Raw genomic sequence first — 19,091 nt, forward strand, 5'->3', positions numbered from 1 at the left:
GATCAGGCCTTCGCCGTGGCGGCGCTGGCCGGGCGCGCCGACGGCGACGGGTTCATCACCCCCGGGCGACCGTCGAGCGTGTCCAGCAGGGCGCTGGCTTCCTGTTCCATCTCCACCACATAGCCGTGGATGCGGCCCTTGAAGTAGCGATGGAACATCAGCGCCGGGATGGCCACGATCATGCCGGTGGCGGTGCACACCAGCGCCTTGCCGATGCCGCCGGCCAGCTGGTTCACGTCACCCACGCCATGGTCGAGGATGCCCAGGAACATCTGGATCATGCCGATCACCGTGCCCAGCAGGCCCAGCAGCGGGCCAGCCGAGGCAATGGTGCCCAGTGCGTTGAGGAAACGCTCCATGCGGTGCACCAGGTGCCGGCCGGTATCTTCGATGCGCTCGCGGATCTGGTCGCGTGGACGGTTGCGGGCTTCCAGCGCCGCGGCCAGCAGCGCGCCCAACGGCGAGTTGGCCCGCAGGGTCTGCAGGTGCGCCGGGTCAAGCTTGCCGCGTGCGGCCCAGTTGCGCACTTCCTGGCCGAGGCCGGGCGGCAGCACTTCCGTTCGCCGCAGGGACCAGAAACGCTCCAGGATGATCGCCAAAGCCAGTACGCCCAACAGCAGCAGCGGCACCATCGGCCAGCCACCGGCCTTGACGAGTTCCCACACGTTTCAACCCTCCGGCCCAACGGCCGCTTGTTCGATCGGCGATAGGATAGCAGCCGACCGCGCCCGCCCAGCGGCATCCCACCACCGGGATGCATGGATACGCTGTTCACGCAGCTGCAGCCCTTGTGCGCCAAGCCATACGCGGATCGCACCGGACTCTGCGGTGGACACCACCTCGGCCCCCTGCGCCTGCCAGCGCCGGACCACGTCCTGCCGCGGGTGGCCGAAGCGATTCTGGTGCCCGGCCGAGACCAGCGCCAGCCGTGGAGACACCGCCGCCACCCAGGGCGCGCTGGAGCTGCCGCTGCTGCCATGGTGCGGCACCAGCACCACATCCGCCTTCAGCGCCGCCGGAGACGCCCGCAACAGCGCCTGTTCGGCCGGACGGCCGATGTCCCCGGGCAACAGGACCACGCCATGGGGGCTGGCCACGCGCAGCACGCAGCTGTCTTCGTTCTCGGCCCGCTGGCTGCCCGCATCCGGGTGCAGCACCTGGAAATCGACCCCGTCCCAGTGCCAGCGCAGGCCCCGCTGGCAGCGCTGGGCGCCGGTGATCGCACTGCCCGGCGGCGCCAGCAGCGGCAGCCCCGGCAGCTGAAGGCGCAGGCTGGGCAGGTTGCCGGCATGATCGAGGTCGTCGTGGCTGAGCAGCACCCGGTCGGGCGGAGCCTGGCCCAGCGCACGCAGTGCTGGAACCAGGACCCGCTCGCTGCCCTCGTCCCCGCTCGGCGGCCCCACGTCGTACCAGAGCGCATGCCGCGCGGTGCGCAGCAACACCGCCGTACCCTGGCCGACGTCGTGCACCAGCAGCTCCAGCGCTCCCTCGGCCGGCCGCTCGCGCAACGGCCACAGCAGTGGCAGGCACAACAGCAAGCCGGCCAGCCCGCCCCCGGCGCCGCGCGGCAGCAGCCACCAGAACACGCCCAACAGCGCCGCCGGCACGGCCCAGGCCGGCGCCTCGGCCAGCCACCACATCGCCTGCGGATGCACCGCCAGTGGCTGCAGGGCCTGCCAGCTGATCTCGAACAACCACGCCGCAGCGCTCCACACCCAGCGCCCGGCCCCCTCGGACAGCACCTGCAGGCCGGTACCGAGCAGCGACAGCGGCACCACCAGCAGGGTCCACCAGGGAATGACCGGCAGGTTCACCAGCGGCCCCAGCCAGGCGGTGCCACCGAACAGCGCGATGCCCAGCGGCACCAAGCCAACGCTGGCTACACCCTGTGCGGCCAGGAACCCGCGCAGGCTGGCGACGATGCCGCGCGGACGCCCCTGCGGCAGGCACCACACCAGCCACAACACGCCGCCGAAGCTGAGCCAGAAACCCGCCGACAGCACCGACAGGGGCGCCGGCAGCAACAGCGCCAGCGCCGCCAACGCAAGCCCCTGCATCGCACCGAGCGGGCGCCGCCCGCTGCGCGCCAATGCGATCAACCCGATCATCAGCGCCGTGCGCACGGTCGGCAACTCGCCGCCGGCCAGCACTGCATAGCCTGCTGCGGCCAGGGCCGCGGCGCAGGCCGCCGCCTGCGGACGTGGCCAACGGCATGCCAGCAGCGGGCACAGCCACCACAGCCCCCGGCACAGCAGCGCCCCCAGCCCCGCCACCACTCCGACATGGAACCCGGAAATGGCCACCAGATGGGTCAGTCCCAGTGCCCGCAGCTGATCCCAATCGGTATCGGACAGGCCACGCGTATCGCCCAGTGCCAGCGCCTGCACGAAGCGTGCGGCCGGATGGGCCACCTGCGCGGCGATGGCGGCACTGGTGCGTTCACGCCATGCTGGCAGGCCATGCGCGGCCTGCAGCTCACGCGCGTTGGCCGGCGCCCGCACGGTCCCGCTGCCGGACACGCCACGCAGCAACGCATGGCGCTCACCGTCGAAACCACCGGGATTGATCCGCGAACGCGGCGCCCGCACGCGCAGGGCCAGATGCCACTGCGCACCGGCCCGGACCCGATGCCGCCCAGGTTCAGCGCCGGTGGCAGTGCGGGCATGCCAGGCATCGTTCCAGGTGACCTGCAGACGCTTGCCACGCAGTGATGGCAGTTCGCTGCTCTCATTGACCTGCAGCAGGAAGCGGGTGCGCGCGACCCCGCGATCCGGCAGATCGATGACCCGGCCACTGACCAGCACATTCCGTGCCGGCTGGTCCGGCGGCAGCTGGTGCTGCAAGGCCCAGTGCCCGTGCATCGCCGTCCAGCCGGCACCGAACAGGAAGACCGCGGGCAGACGCCCACGCCAGCGCAGCCCCCACCCTGCGCTGCCGAGCACGAACATCACCGTACAGACCCACAGCGGCGGCAGCAGCGGCAGCTGCACGCAGGCCAGCGCGCCCAGCGTCAGCGCCGCAGCGGAGCCGCTGCCCAGCAAGGGAGACGGGGAACGCTGATCGGCCATGAAGCCAGCCTGCCGCCGCCGGCAGCAGGTTGCCTATCAGGACTTGCCCCGCAGTTGCGTCAGCGTCGAACGCTACCGCGATGGAAATTGACCCGGAAGCTCGCGCCGCCTCCCGAGGCCTCGCCGACACTGACCGAGCCACCGTGGTGCTGCACGATTTCCTTCACCAGGTGCAGGCCGAGGCCACTGCCGCTGCCCGCCGCGCGCAGGCGATGGAACGGCTCGAAGATCGCCTCACGGTCGCCCACCGGAATGCCCGCGCCCTGGTCGCTGACTTCCAGCAACCCGCGCGTATCCAGCCGCACGCAGATGGTGCCACGGCCACCGCCATGCACGATTGCGTTGTGTACCAGGTTGGCGATCACCCGCCCCAGTGCCAGGCTGTCGCCGTGGATCCACACCGGCGCTTCCGGCGCATCCACTTCGAAGCCATAACCAGCGCCGACCACCAATGGCGCCAGGTCCGCCGCTGCTTCACGCACCAGCACGGCCAGGTCCAGCCGCTGCAATGCACCCACGTTGCGGTCAAGCCGCTGCAGGTCAAGCAAATGCTCGGCGACATTGCCCAGCCGCGCCACGTCGGTCAGCAATTGCGATTTCAGCTCCCCCTGCGGCAGCTGCGACAGGCGCGCCTGCACCACGGCGATCGGTACGCGCAGCTCGTGCGCCGCATCGGCAAGGAACTTGTCGCGCGCTGCATAGCCCTGCTGCACCTTGTCGATGGCATCGTTGAATGCTTCCACCAGCGGCGCCACTTCCGTTGAAACGAGCTGCGCATCCAGCCGCGCACCGGGTTGGCCGATGTCCAGTTCCTTGGCCTGCTGCGCGGAACGGCGCACGCCCCGCATCGCCCGGTGGATCACGGTCGGCATCACCAGCAGGGTGACGACGATCAGTGGCAGGAAGAACCACAGGCCGATCAGGCGCAGCACCATCAGTGCGCCGTCCAGCAGCCCGCCCTTGGGTGCGCCACCGACCATCACCGTGATGCGGCGCCCATCCTCGTTGCGGATCATCACCCGTGCCACGTCCAGGTAGGGCGGCACCAGCGAACCCAGTTCGGTGGCACCTACGGTCGGCAGTCGCGCAAGCAGCGGCGCGTGGATCGCAGGAATGGTGCCGCGCTCCAGCCACATGCCCTTGTCGTCCACCGCGGCAAACCAGAGGTTTCCCCCGGCGTCGGCATCGAGTGTGTCCCAGCGCGCCTGGTCCAGCACCAGCCGGCCGCCTTCGCTGTGAACCGCCTTGGCCACCGCCTCGGCAACGAACATGTCCATGCCCCAGGAGTCCTTGTCCCCCCAGGTCAGGATCAGCGCGACCACCGCGAACAGTACGGTGAAGGCCTGCGCCAGGAACAGGCGCCAGGCCAGGCCAAGGGTAATCGAACGGATCGGACGGGCCATTTCAGGCCTCCGCCAGCAGGTAGCCAACGCCGCGGATCACATGGATCTCCACCCCGGCCCCGGCCTGCTGCAGCGCCTTGCGCAGCTTGGAGATATGCGCATCCAGCGCATTGGACTGGATCTCATCGTCGAAGCCGTACACCGCCGCCTCCAGTGCACTGCGGGTGACCGTGCGCCCCTGCCGCATCGCCAATGCCTGCAGCACCAGCACCTGGCGTCGTGGCAATGCCAGTGGCCGGCCCTCCACCTGTGCCTGCAGTGATTCGAAATCGAACTCGAGCCGCCCCAGCCGCAGGCTGGGCGTCACCATCGCCGAAGGCCTGCGCGATACGGCACGGATACGCGCCATCAGCTCCTCGATCGCCACGGGCTTGACCAGATAGTCATCGGCACCGACGTCCAGGCCTTCAACCTTGTCCGACAGCGTGCCCTTGGCGGTCAGCATGATCACCGCCAGGCTCGGCCGCAGCGCACGCGCCATCGCAACAAATCCGGCGCCATCGCCATCGGGCAGCTGACGGTCGAGCAGCAGCAGCTGGTGCACCGGTTCGCGCAACGCGAGCGCGGCCTCGGCAAGGCTGCCAACTACGTCGGCGACCACGCCCTGCCGCTCCAGGCCCGATTGCAGCGCACGGGACAGATCAGGATCGTCTTCGACCAGGAGGATGCGCATCAGGGACTCGTCAACCGGAAACGCTGCCGATCATAGTGCCTGGCGCCCTGATTTTCCGCCCATGCATGCCGAACGCGCGGGCGCAATGTTCTGACAATGTTGCCCCGTCACCATGCGCAGCCATCTCCTGCAAAGTGGCTGATCGATGCCGTCGCTGTCCCCGCCCCTGCTGCGCCCGCTGCTGTTCACCGCTGTTTTCGGCGTGCCGTTGATCGCCCACGCAGCCGAGCAGAACCCTGGCGTGCAGGCCGGCATCAGCGCTGGCGCGACCTCCGGTGCATACGCGCACTATGACGTCAAACCGCTGCTGGTACCGGCCGTTGCCTGGCAGGGCAAGCGCTTCTTCGCCAGCCCAGGCTCACTGGGCATGTACCTCTACAAGGGCCAGGGACTGCGCCTGTCAGCGGCGGTCACGCCCTACACGCTGCGCTTCAAGACCGGCGATGTGGACGACGCACAGCTGCGCCGCCTGCACAGCAGACAGATGTCGGCGATGGCGGGCATCAACGCTGAGTACAGCGCCGACTGGGGCATGGTCGAGGCCAGCGTGATGCGGGAAGTCACCGGCCATGGCGGTGGTATCGAGTCGCGCCTGCATTACAGCTATCCGATCCAGGCGGGCCGCTTCACCTGGGTTCCGCGGGCAGGGGTGGTGCATTCCAGTGCTCGGCTGCTCGACTACTACTACGGCATCAGCGACGAAGAAGCACTGCGCTCTGGCCTTGCCACTTACCGCCCGGGCAGTACCACGTCGCCGAGCCTGCAGATCGCGGTCAGCACGCCACTGGGCACGAAATGGCGCGCCACCGGCATGGTGTCCAACCAGTGGTTCGGTGATGCAGTGAAGGACAGCCCGATGGCGCGACGTGGCACGCAGACGTCGGCCTTCGTTTCCCTGATGCGCTCGTTCTGAGCGCGCACCCCTACGGACAAGGACCCCCCATGGCCTCCGTCTCCCCCGTCACCGAAGCCCACGCGATCCTGCGTGCACCCGACCTGGACAGCGCCGAGCGCGTCTATCTGGGGCTGATGCCCGACCTTGAACACGTGAACGCACTGGCCCGCCGTGCAGTGGGCCTGTCACGCGTTGCAGACGCCGCACGCGGCTATGCGTTGTCGATGACCCTGGTCGGACTGCGTCTTCAGGAGCTTGAGATGGGCGAACCGACCGCCCGGGAACATCGCCAGGCGACCCTGCGCAGCCTGCGCCAGACCTTCAGCGCCTGACGGTACACGCATGGAAATCGCCGCCGCCCCCTTGCGGTGGCACCCGCATCCACTACCTCGGCAGGGCCTGCACACAGGCAAGCCCAGCGCGATGGCGTTGCTCAACGCAGCGTGGTCCATGCCAGCAGCGCACACAGGATTGCGACCCAGATTACTGCCTTGAACGTGCCTTCCAGCATGTTGCCGCCGAACAGGCGTTCCAGGAACGGATTGGGCCTGGATTCGGGTACGTGATCGCTCATGCGGCAGCTCCTTGCAGTGTCGGCGCGGTTGCGCGGTAGCGCCGAGTCTACGCCTGCGCGGCCCGGCTTCATCGGCGTCTGCCTGCCTTTGGCGACGCAATCCCTGCCTTCGTCGCAGGCCGGCTGCGGTGCCCGGCAGGCCATGCCAGCCTGCATGCACTTTCCCGCCGGAGCACCGTGCCATGCCGATGCTTGCCCTGATCCTGCTGCTCTCCAGCCTGTTCGGCGACGCCAGCGGACCCACCGACGATGCCCTGCGCAGCCAGATCCTGCGCGCCGAGGCCCCGCAGCACACGCATGACGTGCTGCCCCTGCAGCTCTATCACCTGCGCCAGGACCGCGTACTTCGATTGGGCTGCCAGCGGCTGCCAGACGACCACAGGGGCCGCCCCCAGGCCGCGCTGGTGCGGGCAGGTGTGGCGCAGCTGTGGGAACGCGTCGATGGCCAGTGGCGGATCCAACGTTCGGTCAGCATCACCCGCTGATTTCACGCCACTGAACCGATCGGGATGCGGCCTCGCGGGAAGAAGGGAGGCCGCCCCGGAACGAAAAAAGCCGGCCCAGTGGCCGGCTTCCATCGTTTCCACCACTTCACCGGCAATGCCGGAGCAGGTGGTGGGCGGTACAGGGTTCGAACCTGTGACCCCTACCATGTCAAGGTAGTGCTCTACCGCTGAGCTAACCGCCCATCATGTTCTTGCCACCCGAAGGCTGGCCTTGTTACGTAAAAACCCGGCGCCAGGGCCGGGCTTTGCAGTTCACGACAGCCCTCTTCCGAGAACTTCGTGGTGGGCGGTACAGGGTTCGAACCTGTGACCCCTACCATGTCAAGGTAGTGCTCTACCGCTGAGCTAACCGCCCGTTTTTCTTCTGCATTTCCGCGATTGCGTCGGTGCAGGCCGCGTATATTACGTATGCCGGCGGGGAAGCGCAACACTTTTGTGAAGATGATGCTGCACTGCCGCGTTCAGCCCAGACTGGCTTCCTTCAGCTGCCGGATCTGGTCACGCACGCGTGCGGCATCTTCGAACTCCAGGTCCTTGGCATGCTGGTACATCTGCTGTTCCAGCGCCTTGAGACGGGACGCCAGCTGGGCCGGGCTGAGCAAACGATAGTCGCTCCCTTCCTCGGCAACGCCGGGCCGGCCCTTGCCCTTGCCCTTCTTCGCCTCCTTCTCCGCCGCATCCGAACGCGCGCCCTCGAGGACGTCGACGATCGGGCGCGCCACCGAGCGCGGCACGATGCCATGTTCTGCGTTGTACTCGACCTGCTTGGCGCGGCGGCGGTCGGTCTCGTCGATCGCCGCCTGCATCGAACGGGTCACCTTGTCCGCGTACAGGATCGCCTTGCCGCGCACATTGCGGGCGGCGCGGCCGATGGTCTGGATCAACGAGCCGGTCGAGCGCAGGAAGCCCTCCTTGTCGGCGTCGAGGATCGCCACCAGCGACACTTCCGGCATGTCCAGGCCTTCGCGCAGGAGGTTGATGCCGACCAGCACATCGAACTTGCCCAAGCGCAGGTCGCGGATGATTTCCACGCGCTCGACCGTGTCCACGTCCGAGTGCAGGTAGCGCACGCGGATACCATGCTCGGTGAGGTACTCGGTGAGGTTCTCGGCCATGCGCTTGGTCAGCGTGGTGACCAGCACGCGGTCGCCGGCCTTGATGCGTTCGTTGGCCTCGCTCATCAGGTCGTCGACCTGGGTCCCCACCGGGCGGATCTCCACCACCGGGTCGATCAGGCCGGTCGGGCGCACCACCAGCTCGGTGATCTCGTCGCCGGCCTCGCGGTATTCGTACGGCCCTGGCGTTGCCGACACATAGATGCTGCGCGGGCAGCGCTCCTCCCACTCCTCGAAGCGCAGCGGGCGGTTGTCCAGCGCCGACGGCAGGCGGAAACCGAACTCGACCAGGGTTTCCTTGCGCGAACGGTCGCCCTTGAACATCGCGCCGATCTGCGGAATGGTCACGTGCGATTCGTCGATCACCAGCAGCGCATCGGCCGGCAGGTAGTCGAATAGGGTCGGCGGCGGCTCGCCGGCATTCTTGCCGGTCAGGTGCCGGGAGTAGTTCTCGATGCCATTGCAGTAGCCGACCTCAGCCATCATTTCCAGGTCGAACTGGGTGCGCTGGGCCAGGCGCTGCGCCTCCACCAGCTTGTTCTGCGCGTACAGCTGCTCCAGCCGCTCCTTCAGCTCCACCTTGATCGTCTCGATCGCCGCCAGCACGCGCTCGCGCGTGGTCGCATAGTGTGTCTTCGGGTAGACCGTGAAGCGTTGCATGTTGCGCAGCGTCTCGCCGGTCAGCGGGTCGAACAGGGTGATCTTCTCGACCTCGCCATCGAACAGCTCAAGGCGCAGCGCCTCGCTGTCCGACTCGGCCGGGAACACGTCGATCACTTCGCCGCGCACGCGGAACGTACCGCGCTGCAGTTCGTACTCGTTGCGTGTGTACTGCAGCTGGGTCAGGTGGTTGATCAGGTCGCGCTGGTCGATGCGCTCGCCCTTGGACAGGATCAGGCGCAGTGACAGGTAGTCTTCCGGTGCACCCAGGCCATAGATCGCCGACACCGTCGCCACCACGATCGCATCCGGGCGCGACAGCAAGGTCTTGGTCGCGGCCAGGCGCATCTGCTCGATGTGCTCGTTGATCGAACTGTCCTTCTCGATGAAGGTGTCCGACGACGGCACGTAGGCCTCGGGCTGGTAGTAGTCGTAGTAGCTGACGAAATACTCCACCGCGTTGTGCGGGAAGAATGCCTTGAACTCGCCATACAGCTGCGCCGCCAGCGTCTTGTTCGGCGCCATGATCAACGTCGGCTTCTGCACGTTCTGGATGACGTTGGCGATGGTGTAGGTCTTGCCCGAGCCAGTCACGCCGAGCAGGGTCTGCTTGGCGATGCCGGCCTCGAAGTTGCTGGTCAGCTTCGCGATGGCATCGGGCTGGTCGCCCGCCGGCGAATACGGCGAGACAAGTTCAAAACTGTCGCTCATGGTGTTGCCAGTTCCCGGGAAGGTTGAGTATACGGGGCAAGGGGTGACGGCTGGCTGAGGGGTCGCCGGGCAGCCCGCCGCGGAGAATCCCGATGGCGGCTGCCCAGCCGGGCGCGGAGGCTGGATGCATGCACCCGACCCACGCCCCCTGCCCCCACTGCCCCCGCACTGCGCGGGGCGTGCACCTGACCGAACTGCTGGTGGTCATCGCCGTGCTGGCGGTGCTGCTGGCCGCGACCTGGCCGGCACTGCGGCCCCTTCTGCTGAGGCACCGCGCCGATGCACTGCAACTGACCCTGCACGCCAGCCTGTCCGGCGCACGCAGCGAGGCATTGCGCAGGCGCGAGCTGATCGGCCTCTGCGCCAGCGTCGACGGCCTGCACTGCGGCGACGACTGGAGCGCCGGCTGGATCATCTACCGCAGCGGCGACCAGCGCGGGGAACCGGCGTCGCCGGAAGCGATCCTGATCCACCATACCGGGCGCCCGGACATCTCGATCCTTGCCAAGGCCAGCAGCGGGCGCCCCCAACTGTTCTTCCAGGCAGATGGACGCAGCCCGGGGGCCAACCTGAGCCTGCGCATCTGCGCGGGCAATCGGCTGCACGGTGCGCTGATCGTCAACAATGGCGGCCGCGTCCGAAGTGAGCACGTAGACCGCGATACACCCTGCTGAATGCTTGCGCAGAAAAGCAAAAGCCGCGATTTCTCGCGGCTTTTGCAGTATCTGGCGCCCGAAGTTGGACTCGAACCAACGACCCCCTGATTAACAGTCAAGTGCTCTAACCGGCTGAGCTATTCGGGCGGGGAGGCGCATTGTACTGGTCGATCACAGGAAGATCAACACCTGTTTCACCAGCAGCTGGCAACTCCACCGTCGGCCGTCTTGCGGTTGGCCTGGTCCACGCTCAACTTGCCGCAGCTGTCCTTGGCCTGCGTGCCCTGCGGGGTGGCGGTAATGGTGAAGCTCGTGCCATCCCCCTTGTAGTCCAGGTTGTAGCGCGCGGTCCCGCCATCACGGGGCGACACCTTGGTCGGCAGCGCGTAGCCCGTGTAGGAGTTGTTGCTGGTGTGGTAGCGCTCGGCACGCTGTGCGTACTCGGCCAGGTCCGCCTTCACCACGGCGCGATGCGATCGGCGCACGTATTCCTGATAGGACGGAATGGCGATCGCCGCCAGGATGCCGATGACGATCACCACGATCATCAGCTCGATCAGCGTAAAGCCAGCCGCGCGGCGAGGCATGGGAGTGTGCAGCATGAGCATGGATCCTCGCACTTGGGGTTACTTGAGCTGGCGCCAGGACTGGCGACCGCACGGGTAAGGCAGATAGAGCGACTGGCTGCCGGCGGCGCCGACGGCCATCCAGCAGGAACTCCCTCCGGGTGGCGCCTTGTCCGTCGGACGCGGCAGTACTGACAGCGAGACGTCACGAACCGGCGCGGTTCCTCCGGTCTTCAACGCGATGGCTGCGGTTCCGGTCCCCGGCTGGCTACCGGTCGGCGAGCCGTAGCGCACGTTCTCCAGCATCGGCAGGCCACTGATCGACGACAACCCGAACAACCAGTTCGAACCGCTGGTCGAGCACCCCACCGACTGCATGTTGGGCACGTATGTCGGCATGAAGACGATGCCACTGACCAGGATCGGATTCCCGACTGCGCGCTCGCCGTTACCGGCAGGCAACTGGATCATCCAGCCACGTGCATTGGCTGGAGCCGTACCCGCCGTGATCTTGCGCTCCTGGGCTCCCGCAGCGGCGGCCGCTGCCGTGTAGGGAACCAGGTTGGCTGCGGTCACCGTCGAGGCCACCGTCTTGCCCGACAGATCGTTCACGGCGTACAGCGCCTGCTGTGCCTTGTCATCCTTGTCACTGGTGAACGAGAAGCTGCCGGTGCCGAAATAAAGCATCACGCCACCCGAGGGCCCGGTCGCGGCGGTCATGCCACCGGTGATCGGCTGGCGGTAGGTCTTGTTGGAAGAGTCCTGGGCCGCCTGGCTGGTGAACATCGGTACGGTCAGCGTGGTGTTCGCACTGCTGGTCAGGTCGAACTTCCACACGGCGCCGCGCTGATCGGCGGCGTAGACGGTGTCAGCCAGTCCATCGCGGCCGCGCGCATCCTGGCTCGCGCCGGTCCAGCGATCGACCACGACCACATTGCCCAATCCGTTGCTCCCGGAGATGCCGGCACCCGAGGTACCCTCAACCGCTTCGATCATCCGGATGTCGCCGCTGGCCATATCGACCACGAACAACACGGCCTTGCCGTTTGCGCTGCCGTAGCCATTGCCGAAGATCGCCTTCCAGGCCACGCCGGTGCCACTCTTCACCGGCACGATCACCGGCTTGCCCAGCACGAAGCCGATGTTGTTGCGCACCTCGTCCTGCAGCGACGCGTTGATGTCGCTGATTTCCCACAGCACGTTGCCGGTGCCGAAGCTGCCCGGCGTGGTGACGTCCAGTGCGAACACCGAACGGCCGCCCGCACCCGTCGTACCCACCAGGCTGGTCTGCCAGGCGGTGCCGTTGAAGGTATCGGCCACCGTTACCGGACCATCGACGTAGTAGCGATGGCGGAAGGTCTGGTCAGCCGTGTCGGACTTGTAGGGGAACAGCAGGTTGGCCATATGGCCCAGCGCGGTGGCCGGGATGTAGGCGAAGCTCTCCGTGCCGCCAGTGCCATCCTGCTTGGCATCCGCCTTCATGCCACCATCGAAGGCATGCAGCATGCCGTCGTTGGCGCCGACGTACACCATGTACCGCTGCGATTTGGCCTTGGTGGCCAGGTAGTCCGTGTAGCTCTTGGCATAGGTACCGCCCAACTGGCGGTAGCCGTAGTCGTCCAGCGGCGAGCTCACCACCGGTGCCGAATTGACGATGTCGCCCAGCGGCGTGGACCGGTCGCGATACTTGCCGCCGTTGCGGACCTCGGTCGAGCTGTCGGCACTGAGATAGTTGATGGCACTGGCCAGGTCGGCCTTGATCGCCGTCAGCTTGTCGGTGGAGCAGACCAGCATCGACGCGTACTTGCCGTCCGGCTTGCTGCACAGATCCTGCAGGTTGATGCGGGCGCTGTTGAAGTCCACCGGCGAACCCAGCTTGTTGGCGATGATGCGACGGCCGGACGAGGACAGGCGGCTGGAGGCTTCCCAGACCTCGGTCAGCTCGGCCACCTGATCGGCGTTGACCTTGACGCTGGACGCGGTCAGTTTACTCGACCAGTCGGTACCACTGTTGGTGATGTCATAGCGCGGCGTGACCGCCAGTGAGCCTGTGCCGATGCGTGCACCGCTGATGCCGATCGTTCCCGACGGCGATGCACCTCCGGTGATCGAAGACAACACCCGGCGCATGGCCTCGGTGACGTCGGCCGGCGTCTGCGCATTGATGAACTCGCCACGGCTGTTGACGGCCGCGTGCCACAGTTCATCGATGACGGTACCGTCGTCGACATCTATCGGATTGCCGTTGCCAGCCCAGTTCGGCGGGTTCTTGTAGGGATCGTCGGTAGCTGCCTGGTTGACGCCATAGATCTTGCCCTGCGCGCCCAGGGTCACCCCGTAGAAATTCATGTGCAGGTCGGTCTGGCAGTCCAACCGCTTCCAGTCCGGACTGCTCTTGTCCAGGGTGCTGCACTTGTCACTGACCGGCACCTGCCCGGCCGGGAAGCTGGTCCCGGTGCGCAAGGGGGTGCGGGCGCCGGCATAAGCCGCTGCCGCGATGTCGGCGATGGTGTTGCTGTAGCCATCGGCGAACGGAATGGACGGCAGATGGGTCGAGTTCACCGAGTCGGCATCACCGAAACCGTTGTTCGCCGTGTTGCCGGAGTTGGTGTAGCCATCGGTGAACAGCATGCCGCCGTTGCGCTGGCAGGCCAGCTGAACCGGCGCATCGGCGTCGGTACGTCGGAACTGGTCGACCAGGTACTCCACCGCACGTCGGTTCGGCGTGCCGCCATTACCGGTCAGCGTATAGATCTGCTTGTAGAGGTCGGCACGGTTGGTGACCATGTCATACATGGTCGCGTTGTTGAGCTTGTTGATGGTGAAGTAGCCCACGCGCATCGTGTCCACGCTCACCAGTGCAGCGGTCGAGGAGCCGACGATGGCCAGCACGCGGTTGCGGTGATACTGGAACCAGTTGGCGAAATTCTGGATCGCCGCGTTGTACGCGGCCGGGCTGGAATAGTTGCCTGACTTGATCTGGTAACGACGCAGATTGCAGCCCGGACCACAGGCACCGCTGATCACCGGGCGATTGACGTCGTCGGTCTTGTATCCGTCCGGTGCGGGCGCCGCGGCCGGCAGGTAGAAGGTCGCCGGGAAATAGCTGATGGAGTACGTGGTATTGCCGGTGTTGCTGACCGCGGCGGTCTTCCACCCGCCATCCCACCAGCTGTCGACGTAGTACTCATTGCCGCTGCCGGAAAGGTCGGGAATCCGCATGCCGTTGACGAACTGGAACTTCTCCGACGTCTCGGCACGGTTGACGGTCATGTTGTACACGGCCTTGTAGCCGCGCTGGTCGGACCGTGGATCGGCGCGGGTCTGGGTGATCGACGCATTTGGCCACAGCGTGCCATCGGCATTGGTCCACGGCCGATAGGTCACTGCCGGGTTGAAGTAGCTGGCGTTATAGACATGCGAACGGGCGAAGCCATAGATATCCAGCGGCGGGATGGCCCGGCCCGGTGAATATTCCTTGTTGAACTCCGCGTGCGGGTACAGGTACAGGTAGCAGTCCAGCGAGTTGTTGGCACACGCCGAGCCCACGCTGAAGAAGCTCCCATCATTGTTGAAGAAGCTGCTGGTGCTGCTGTTCCAGCGCATGCGGCCATCACCACCGGGGAACATGCGTTCGAAGTTCATCGAACCCGAATCGTCCACCGCCATGATGAAGGCCGGCGTCGCGCGTGTCTGCACGTTCATCGGCTCCTGCGCCAGCACGCCCTGTGCCTGTGCGGCAAACAGGGTATGTGCCAGATAGCCGCCAGCGGCCAAGACAGCAAGGCCTGCGCCTGCCAGGATCCTGCGGTTGCGAGTGTTCATGGGCTCCCCAGCCTCACAGCTTGAATACGGTATCGATCGCCGCACGCGACGTCGCATCACTGGTGGTATCACCGGCATAGGTCGTGATCTGGTAGACCGGCGTTGGCTTCTCCACCGACTTGCCCATGTCCAGCGCACCCTCCCCCTGGATGCAGCCCTGGATCTCGCGGACATAGATCGCCGGCTTGCTGCCCAGCTTGGTTTTCGCGACCCAGGCCGAAGGATCGAAGCCGTCATCGCACTGCTGGCTGATGTCGGAGGACACCACGGCCGGATTGCTACCGGCATCCTTCCGGTTGGCGATGTTCTCCACCGCGTTCTCGGCGCTGCGTGCCGCGCCTTCGGCGTTCTGGAATGCCATGTTGGTCGCACGGTAGCCAGCCGCCATGCGCTCCTGCATGCCGGCCACCTGCATCCCGATCACCCCCAGCAGGGCCAGCAGCACCAGCATGATCAGCGCGACATAGAGAACGGCACCCTGCTGTCGTGCCCGGGCAACGAAGGGACGGCGTCGGGAGGAAGGATGAGTGCGCATGGTCGTCAGTTCCCGAACAAGCGGTTGCGAAGCGCAACGGACGCTTCATAGGCGCCACGATGGCGCTGGTCGTAAGGATCGGCCGGGGCAAAGCCCACCCCCAGGATGGCCGGATAGGTGGCCGCACTGCCCGGTGCTTCGGCCGACGCACGCTGCGGACTGCGCGCCAGCAGGCCCACCTGCACCATGCCCACGCGCCGCCACTGCCCTGCGGCGGCGGCATCGGTGCCGGTGCTGACCGCACTGGCCACGCGCTGGTCGACGATGCGACCGGTCGGCGGCGTGGGCAGGGCGATGTTCGTGGTGGCATCCAGGCCGTACAGGAACTGCATGTTCTCGATGCCTTCCACCAGCTCCTCGCCATCGGCGTAGCCGCCGGCGCCATTGGCGCGCGCCCGGTAAAGCGCCGGCTCGCCATTGGGATTGGTCGCGATGTAGTACGCCATGCCATCGGCGCGATACAGCATGGTCATCGCGTTGTTGATCGAATAGTTGCTCAGGTCGACCTTGTCGACCTTCACGGTCGAACCGGTGATGGTGGCGGGGAATACGTCGGCACGGGTGCAGTCGGCCACGCCGAAGACCGTCGGCGTGCCTGCGGCGTTGGCCTTCAGTCGGGCCATGCCTTCATTGGAAACGGTCAGGGTGGTTGCACCCGCGGCCACGGATATGCCGGTCACGACGGCCCCTTCCGGACTCATCACGCGCAGCACCAGGATGTCACTGCCCGGCAACGGTGCCGGCTTGAGGTTGGCGATGCTCTTTGGAATCGACTGCGCCGCGCTCCACGCACGGCCCAGCGTCAGCGTGGCGCCCGGCGCCGTACCTGCAGCCTCATATCCCTGCACCGGAACAGAGAAATCCTGCGGGTCGCCACTGCCCGAGCTGATGCCCAGGTGGTAGCCGACATCGCCGGTGTTCTTGACCACGTGGGCCTGGTCGTTGACGCAGCCAAAGTGGCCGGCCATGCGAAGGTCATGCTGCAGGAAATCCAGCGCGAAGCGCGCGTTCTCCTGGGTACGGGCCGCGCCTTCGGACAGGCGTGACGCCGCACGCGAGGCGATGAAGATCTGGGTGACGCCCAGCATCAGGACCAGGCCGATGACCATGGCGATCATCAGTTCGATCAGCGACAGGCCTCGGGCTCGCGAAATTGGACTCATGGGCGCGTTCACAGGAAGGTCGTCAGGCCGAAGGTGGTAAGGCTGTCGGGATCCTTCGGATCCCAGCGCTGGTCACCCCAGCTGATGGCAACGGTGACCTGGCCGGTGCTCTGCACGAAGGTCACCTGTGCACTGGCCTTTTCACCCAGCGTCCGCGCAACCTCGCATTGCCAGCGTGCCACGTTCGTCTTCGGCGTCACCGCGGCGCCGGTCGGCCAGGTGCAGGCGCCGCTGGGCTTCACCGAGCCTGCGGAGAACGAGGCCGAGGAATAGGCGCCACCGGCCAGCGTGTCGGCACGCTGGGCGCGCATCAGCTCGATCAGGTCGTTGGCCAGGTTGGTGGCCTGGGTGCGGTAGTTCGCGCTCTGCACGAAGCGGACATTGGTGGTCTGCAGCAGGGCGAAGCCCAGCAGCCCGAATGCCAGGATCAGCACCGCCACCATCACTTCGATCAGGCTGAAGCCGCCCTGCGAAGAGCGCGGGCGGGCCAGGTTGCGGCGGCTCATGAGCAGGTTCCCTTGGTCACCCGGACCTGACCGGATTGGTTGATCGTCAGCGTGCTTTTCGATTCACCGGCCTTGCACGCATCCGGCGACAGCACCAGCGTCTGGTCAGCAACCGCCCGGCGCCGGCCGCGCCCGTCGAAGGCGATGACCGCGCCCGGCGGACCCACCACGCTGAGCTGCGGGTTGCCCTGCGAAAACCGCAGCGCGACGTCATTACTGCCCATCTGGCCGTCGCCATCGAGGTCCGACCAGGCCAGTACGCCCTTGGACCAGTCGCCATCACAGGCCTTGCCATCGGCGCTGCCACAGACACCGCCACCGCTGCTGTTGCGGATGCCTTCGCTGCGGGCCAGGTTGGCCAGCGCGATCAGTTCATTGTTGGCGGTCGCCAGCCGGTTCGAGCGGATCATCCCGCGGAAACTCGGATAGGCGATCGACGCCAGGATCACGAAGACGGCCAGCGTGACCATCAGTTCAACCAGCGTGAACCCGTTTTGCCGGCGCAAAGACATTGGACGCTCCCCAGCGTGTTGGTGGCCACGATGGGCCATCGCCCCGCCACCGGCAAGCGGTGGCAGGATGAACGGTCAATCCGGGGCGACGGGCGTCAAAGCCTTGACGACCCACCCTCCCCTGCCGGCGCCGGCGCGATCCCCATCGCGCCGGCCCGGGTTCAGGCCAGCACCTGGTAGCAGGGCTGGTATTCACCGGAGATCTTCATCCGGCGCTGCTCGACGAACGCGCGCAGCAGCGCATCCAGCGCCTGCATCATGTCCGGGTCACCGTGGATCTGGAACGGCCCGAACTGCTCGATGCGACGCATGCCGTCTTCCTTCACGTTGCCGGCCACGATGCCCGAGAACGCCCGGCGCAGGTCGGCCGCCAGCGCGTGCGGCGCGCGGCCGTGGTGCAGGTCCAGCGCCGCCATCGCTTCATGGGTCGGCACGAACGGCTGCTGGTACTCCCACGGGATCTCGATGGACCAGTTGAAGAAGAACGAATCCTTCTGCGCCAGGCGATGCTCGCGCACGCGCTTGATGCCGCTGGCCATTTTCCTGGCCACCGCCACCGGGTCACCGATGATGATCTCGTAGCGCTCGGCGGCCTCGTCACCCAGGGTCAGGCGGATGAAGCGGTCGATCTGCTCGAAGTACGGCGCCGCCACGGTCGGGCCGGTCAGGATCAGCGGGAACGGCAGGTCCTTGTTCTCCTCGCGCAGCAGGATGCCCAGCAGGTACAGGATCTCTTCGGCGGTGCCGACGCCGCCGGCGAACACGATGATGCCGTGACCGATGCGGACGAAGGCCTCGAGGCGCTTCTCGATGTCCGGCATGATCACCAGGTGGTTGACGATCGGGTTCGGCGACTCGGCGGCGATGATGCCCGGCTCGGTCAGGCCGATGTAGCGGGTGACCGTCTTGCGCTGCTTGGCATGGGCGATGGTGGCCCCCTTCATCGGGCCCTTCATCGCACCCGGGCCGCAGCCGGTGCAGATGTCCAGGCCGCGCAGGCCCAGCTCGTAGCCGACCTGCTTGGTGTACAGGTATTCGTCGCGCGAGATCGAGTGTCCGCCCCAGCACACCACCAGGTTCGGGTCGCCCGGGTTGAGGATGCGCGCGTTGCGCAGCAGGCCGAATACCGCGTTGGTGATGCCCTCGGACGATTCCAGCTCGGCCGCGTAGGCCGGGCCCATCTCGATGGCCATGTAGGCCAGGTCACGCACAACGGCGAACAGCAGTTCGGCGACACCGCGGATGATCTCGCCGTCGACGAAGGCCATCGCCGGTGCGTTGACCAGGTCGATGCGCACGCCGCGGTCCTGCTGCGCCACCTGGATGTCGAAATCAGGGTAGAGATCGCGCGCGGCGCGCGGATCGTCCGAGGCGCTGCCGCTGGTCAGCACGGCCAGCGCGCAGCGGCGCAGCAGCTCATGCATGCCGCCCGCGGAGGCATCGCGCAGGCGTGCCACCTCGGCCCGCGACAGCACATCCAGCCCACCGCGCGGATAGATCCGCGCATCCTGCACCGGCAGTGCACGGGCCGATTTTTCGTTCGTGGTCATATCCAATTTTTCGCTTCCTTCAAGGTTTCCGACTGTACTGCCGCCCCCTTAAAAAGCAAAACGGCCGGGAAGCCCGACCGTTGGATGTGTGCTGCCCGCGTTCGCCTTTCCGGGACCGCATCGGCGGCGTTGTCACCGCGCACGTTCAAAGATGCTACGCCGATGCAGAGTGG

17 protein-coding genes and 3 tRNA genes are annotated in these 19,091 nt (G+C 66.6%); 4 read left to right on the plus strand and 16 right to left on the minus strand.

The window, feature by feature from the left end:
- Nucleotides 1-2: 2 nt before the first annotated feature.
- The 4 genes from V3B30_RS06140 to V3B30_RS06155 are packed head-to-tail and all read right to left on the minus strand — an operon-like array spanning nucleotide 3 to nucleotide 5,144.
- Entirely contained in the window at nucleotides 3-665 is a 663-nt protein-coding gene (locus V3B30_RS06140; protein WP_100471854.1) for a MotA/TolQ/ExbB proton channel family protein, read from the minus strand.
- Nucleotides 666-668: 3 nt separating this feature from the next.
- Entirely contained in the window at nucleotides 669-3,068 is a 2,400-nt protein-coding gene (locus V3B30_RS06145) for a DNA internalization-related competence protein ComEC/Rec2 (RefSeq protein WP_262084452.1), read from the minus strand.
- A 59-nt stretch (nucleotides 3,069-3,127) separates the two neighbouring features.
- A complete protein-coding gene (locus tag V3B30_RS06150) occupies nucleotides 3,128-4,471 on the minus strand; it encodes a HAMP domain-containing sensor histidine kinase (protein ID WP_100471852.1) in 1,344 nt (447 codons plus the stop codon).
- Nucleotide 4,472: 1 nt separating this feature from the next.
- Nucleotides 4,473-5,144 (minus strand): response regulator transcription factor, encoded by a 672-nt coding sequence (locus tag V3B30_RS06155; RefSeq protein WP_262084453.1) that lies wholly within the window; start codon nucleotides 5,142-5,144, stop codon nucleotides 4,473-4,475.
- A 145-nt stretch (nucleotides 5,145-5,289) separates the two neighbouring features.
- On the opposite strand from V3B30_RS06155, the gene V3B30_RS06160 reads away from it, so the two are divergent.
- Nucleotides 5,290-6,057, plus strand: coding sequence for a MipA/OmpV family protein (locus V3B30_RS06160; protein ID WP_262084454.1), 768 nt, complete (start codon nucleotides 5,290-5,292; stop codon nucleotides 6,055-6,057).
- A gap of 29 nt (nucleotides 6,058-6,086) precedes the next feature.
- Nucleotides 6,087-6,371 (plus strand): hypothetical protein, encoded by a 285-nt coding sequence (locus tag V3B30_RS06165; protein ID WP_100471849.1) that lies wholly within the window; start codon nucleotides 6,087-6,089, stop codon nucleotides 6,369-6,371.
- Nucleotides 6,372-6,472: 101 nt separating this feature from the next.
- On the opposite strand, the gene V3B30_RS06170 is transcribed toward V3B30_RS06165, so the two are convergent.
- Nucleotides 6,473-6,613 carry a hypothetical protein gene (locus V3B30_RS06170; RefSeq protein WP_202908117.1) on the minus strand — a complete coding sequence of 47 codons (141 nt, stop codon included), beginning with the start codon at nucleotides 6,611-6,613 and terminating at the stop codon, nucleotides 6,473-6,475.
- Between the two features lie 182 nt (nucleotides 6,614-6,795).
- Between V3B30_RS06170 and V3B30_RS06175 the strand changes: the two genes are divergently transcribed.
- Nucleotides 6,796-7,098 carry a hypothetical protein gene (locus V3B30_RS06175; RefSeq protein ID WP_262084455.1) on the plus strand — a complete coding sequence of 101 codons (303 nt, stop codon included), beginning with the start codon at nucleotides 6,796-6,798 and terminating at the stop codon, nucleotides 7,096-7,098.
- A gap of 128 nt (nucleotides 7,099-7,226) precedes the next feature.
- Here the strand turns inward: V3B30_RS06175 and V3B30_RS06180 are convergent.
- The 3 genes from V3B30_RS06180 to uvrB all read right to left on the minus strand — a co-directional run bounded on the left by V3B30_RS06180 (nucleotide 7,227) and on the right by uvrB (nucleotide 9,605).
- A tRNA-Val gene (locus tag V3B30_RS06180) sits at nucleotides 7,227-7,301 on the minus strand.
- A gap of 98 nt (nucleotides 7,302-7,399) precedes the next feature.
- Nucleotides 7,400-7,474: transfer RNA gene (locus V3B30_RS06185), tRNA-Val, on the minus strand.
- A 106-nt stretch (nucleotides 7,475-7,580) separates the two neighbouring features.
- Complete coding sequence (gene uvrB, locus V3B30_RS06190) at nucleotides 7,581-9,605, minus strand: excinuclease ABC subunit UvrB (protein ID WP_100471847.1); 2,025 nt, start codon at nucleotides 9,603-9,605, stop codon at nucleotides 7,581-7,583.
- Between the two features lie 179 nt (nucleotides 9,606-9,784).
- On the opposite strand from uvrB, the gene V3B30_RS06195 reads away from it, so the two are divergent.
- Entirely contained in the window at nucleotides 9,785-10,279 is a 495-nt protein-coding gene (locus V3B30_RS06195) for a GspH/FimT family pseudopilin (RefSeq protein WP_238381540.1), read from the plus strand.
- A 52-nt stretch (nucleotides 10,280-10,331) separates the two neighbouring features.
- On the opposite strand, the gene V3B30_RS06200 is transcribed toward V3B30_RS06195, so the two are convergent.
- From V3B30_RS06200 to ppnN, 8 genes are all read right to left on the minus strand, one after another.
- Nucleotides 10,332-10,408, minus strand: a tRNA-Asn gene (locus V3B30_RS06200).
- Between the two features lie 47 nt (nucleotides 10,409-10,455).
- Nucleotides 10,456-10,863, minus strand: coding sequence for a type IV pilin protein (locus V3B30_RS06205; protein WP_005415966.1), 408 nt, complete (start codon nucleotides 10,861-10,863; stop codon nucleotides 10,456-10,458).
- A 24-nt stretch (nucleotides 10,864-10,887) separates the two neighbouring features.
- Nucleotides 10,888-14,652, minus strand: coding sequence for a PilC/PilY family type IV pilus protein (locus tag V3B30_RS06210; RefSeq protein ID WP_100471845.1), 3,765 nt, complete (start codon nucleotides 14,650-14,652; stop codon nucleotides 10,888-10,890).
- Nucleotides 14,653-14,665: 13 nt separating this feature from the next.
- On the minus strand, nucleotides 14,666-15,187 hold the full coding sequence (locus V3B30_RS06215) for a PilX N-terminal domain-containing pilus assembly protein (RefSeq protein ID WP_100471844.1): 522 nt from the start codon (nucleotides 15,185-15,187) through the stop codon (nucleotides 14,666-14,668).
- A gap of 5 nt (nucleotides 15,188-15,192) precedes the next feature.
- Nucleotides 15,193-16,350 carry a PilW family protein gene (locus tag V3B30_RS06220; protein WP_262084456.1) on the minus strand — a complete coding sequence of 386 codons (1,158 nt, stop codon included), beginning with the start codon at nucleotides 16,348-16,350 and terminating at the stop codon, nucleotides 15,193-15,195.
- A gap of 8 nt (nucleotides 16,351-16,358) precedes the next feature.
- Nucleotides 16,359-16,856 (minus strand): type IV pilus modification protein PilV, encoded by a 498-nt coding sequence (gene pilV, locus V3B30_RS06225; RefSeq protein ID WP_100471842.1) that lies wholly within the window; start codon nucleotides 16,854-16,856, stop codon nucleotides 16,359-16,361.
- Nucleotides 16,853-17,368, minus strand: coding sequence for a Tfp pilus assembly protein FimT/FimU (locus V3B30_RS06230; RefSeq protein ID WP_100471841.1), 516 nt, complete (start codon nucleotides 17,366-17,368; stop codon nucleotides 16,853-16,855). The genes pilV and V3B30_RS06230 overlap by 4 nt, the downstream gene beginning before the upstream one ends.
- Before the next feature lie 161 nt (nucleotides 17,369-17,529).
- Nucleotides 17,530-18,918 carry a nucleotide 5'-monophosphate nucleosidase PpnN gene (ppnN, locus tag V3B30_RS06235; protein WP_100471840.1) on the minus strand — a complete coding sequence of 463 codons (1,389 nt, stop codon included), beginning with the start codon at nucleotides 18,916-18,918 and terminating at the stop codon, nucleotides 17,530-17,532.
- Between the last annotated feature and the right edge of the window lie 173 nt (nucleotides 18,919-19,091).

Source organism: Stenotrophomonas sp. SMYL41, assembly GCF_036319965.1.
Taxonomy (GTDB): Bacteria; Pseudomonadota; Gammaproteobacteria; order Xanthomonadales; family Xanthomonadaceae; genus Stenotrophomonas; species Stenotrophomonas maltophilia_R.

What these genes read in the sequence shown, in the direction of transcription:
- V3B30_RS06145 (WP_262084452.1), bottom strand. Translation starts at nt 3,068, where the DNA reads ATGGCCGATCAGCGTTCCCCGTCTCCCTTGCTGGGCAGCGGCTCCGCT.
- V3B30_RS06150 (WP_100471852.1), bottom strand. Translation starts at nt 4,471, where the DNA reads ATGGCCCGTCCGATCCGTTCGATTACCCTTGGCCTGGCCTGGCGCCTG.
- V3B30_RS06155 (WP_262084453.1), bottom strand. Translation starts at nt 5,144, where the DNA reads ATGCGCATCCTCCTGGTCGAAGACGATCCTGATCTGTCCCGTGCGCTG.
- V3B30_RS06160 (WP_262084454.1), top strand. Translation starts at nt 5,290, where the DNA reads ATGCCGTCGCTGTCCCCGCCCCTGCTGCGCCCGCTGCTGTTCACCGCT.
- V3B30_RS06165 (WP_100471849.1), top strand. Translation starts at nt 6,087, where the DNA reads ATGGCCTCCGTCTCCCCCGTCACCGAAGCCCACGCGATCCTGCGTGCA.
- V3B30_RS06170 (WP_202908117.1), bottom strand. Translation starts at nt 6,613, where the DNA reads ATGAGCGATCACGTACCCGAATCCAGGCCCAATCCGTTCCTGGAACGC.
- V3B30_RS06175 (WP_262084455.1), top strand. Translation starts at nt 6,796, where the DNA reads ATGCCGATGCTTGCCCTGATCCTGCTGCTCTCCAGCCTGTTCGGCGAC.
- uvrB (WP_100471847.1), bottom strand. Translation starts at nt 9,605, where the DNA reads ATGAGCGACAGTTTTGAACTTGTCTCGCCGTATTCGCCGGCGGGCGAC.
- V3B30_RS06205 (WP_005415966.1), bottom strand. Translation starts at nt 10,863, where the DNA reads ATGCTGCACACTCCCATGCCTCGCCGCGCGGCTGGCTTTACGCTGATC.
- V3B30_RS06210 (WP_100471845.1), bottom strand. Translation starts at nt 14,652, where the DNA reads ATGAACACTCGCAACCGCAGGATCCTGGCAGGCGCAGGCCTTGCTGTC.
- V3B30_RS06215 (WP_100471844.1), bottom strand. Translation starts at nt 15,187, where the DNA reads ATGCGCACTCATCCTTCCTCCCGACGCCGTCCCTTCGTTGCCCGGGCA.
- V3B30_RS06220 (WP_262084456.1), bottom strand. Translation starts at nt 16,350, where the DNA reads ATGAGTCCAATTTCGCGAGCCCGAGGCCTGTCGCTGATCGAACTGATG.
- pilV (WP_100471842.1), bottom strand. Translation starts at nt 16,856, where the DNA reads ATGAGCCGCCGCAACCTGGCCCGCCCGCGCTCTTCGCAGGGCGGCTTC.
- V3B30_RS06230 (WP_100471841.1), bottom strand. Translation starts at nt 17,368, where the DNA reads ATGTCTTTGCGCCGGCAAAACGGGTTCACGCTGGTTGAACTGATGGTC.
- ppnN (WP_100471840.1), bottom strand. Translation starts at nt 18,918, where the DNA reads ATGACCACGAACGAAAAATCGGCCCGTGCACTGCCGGTGCAGGATGCG.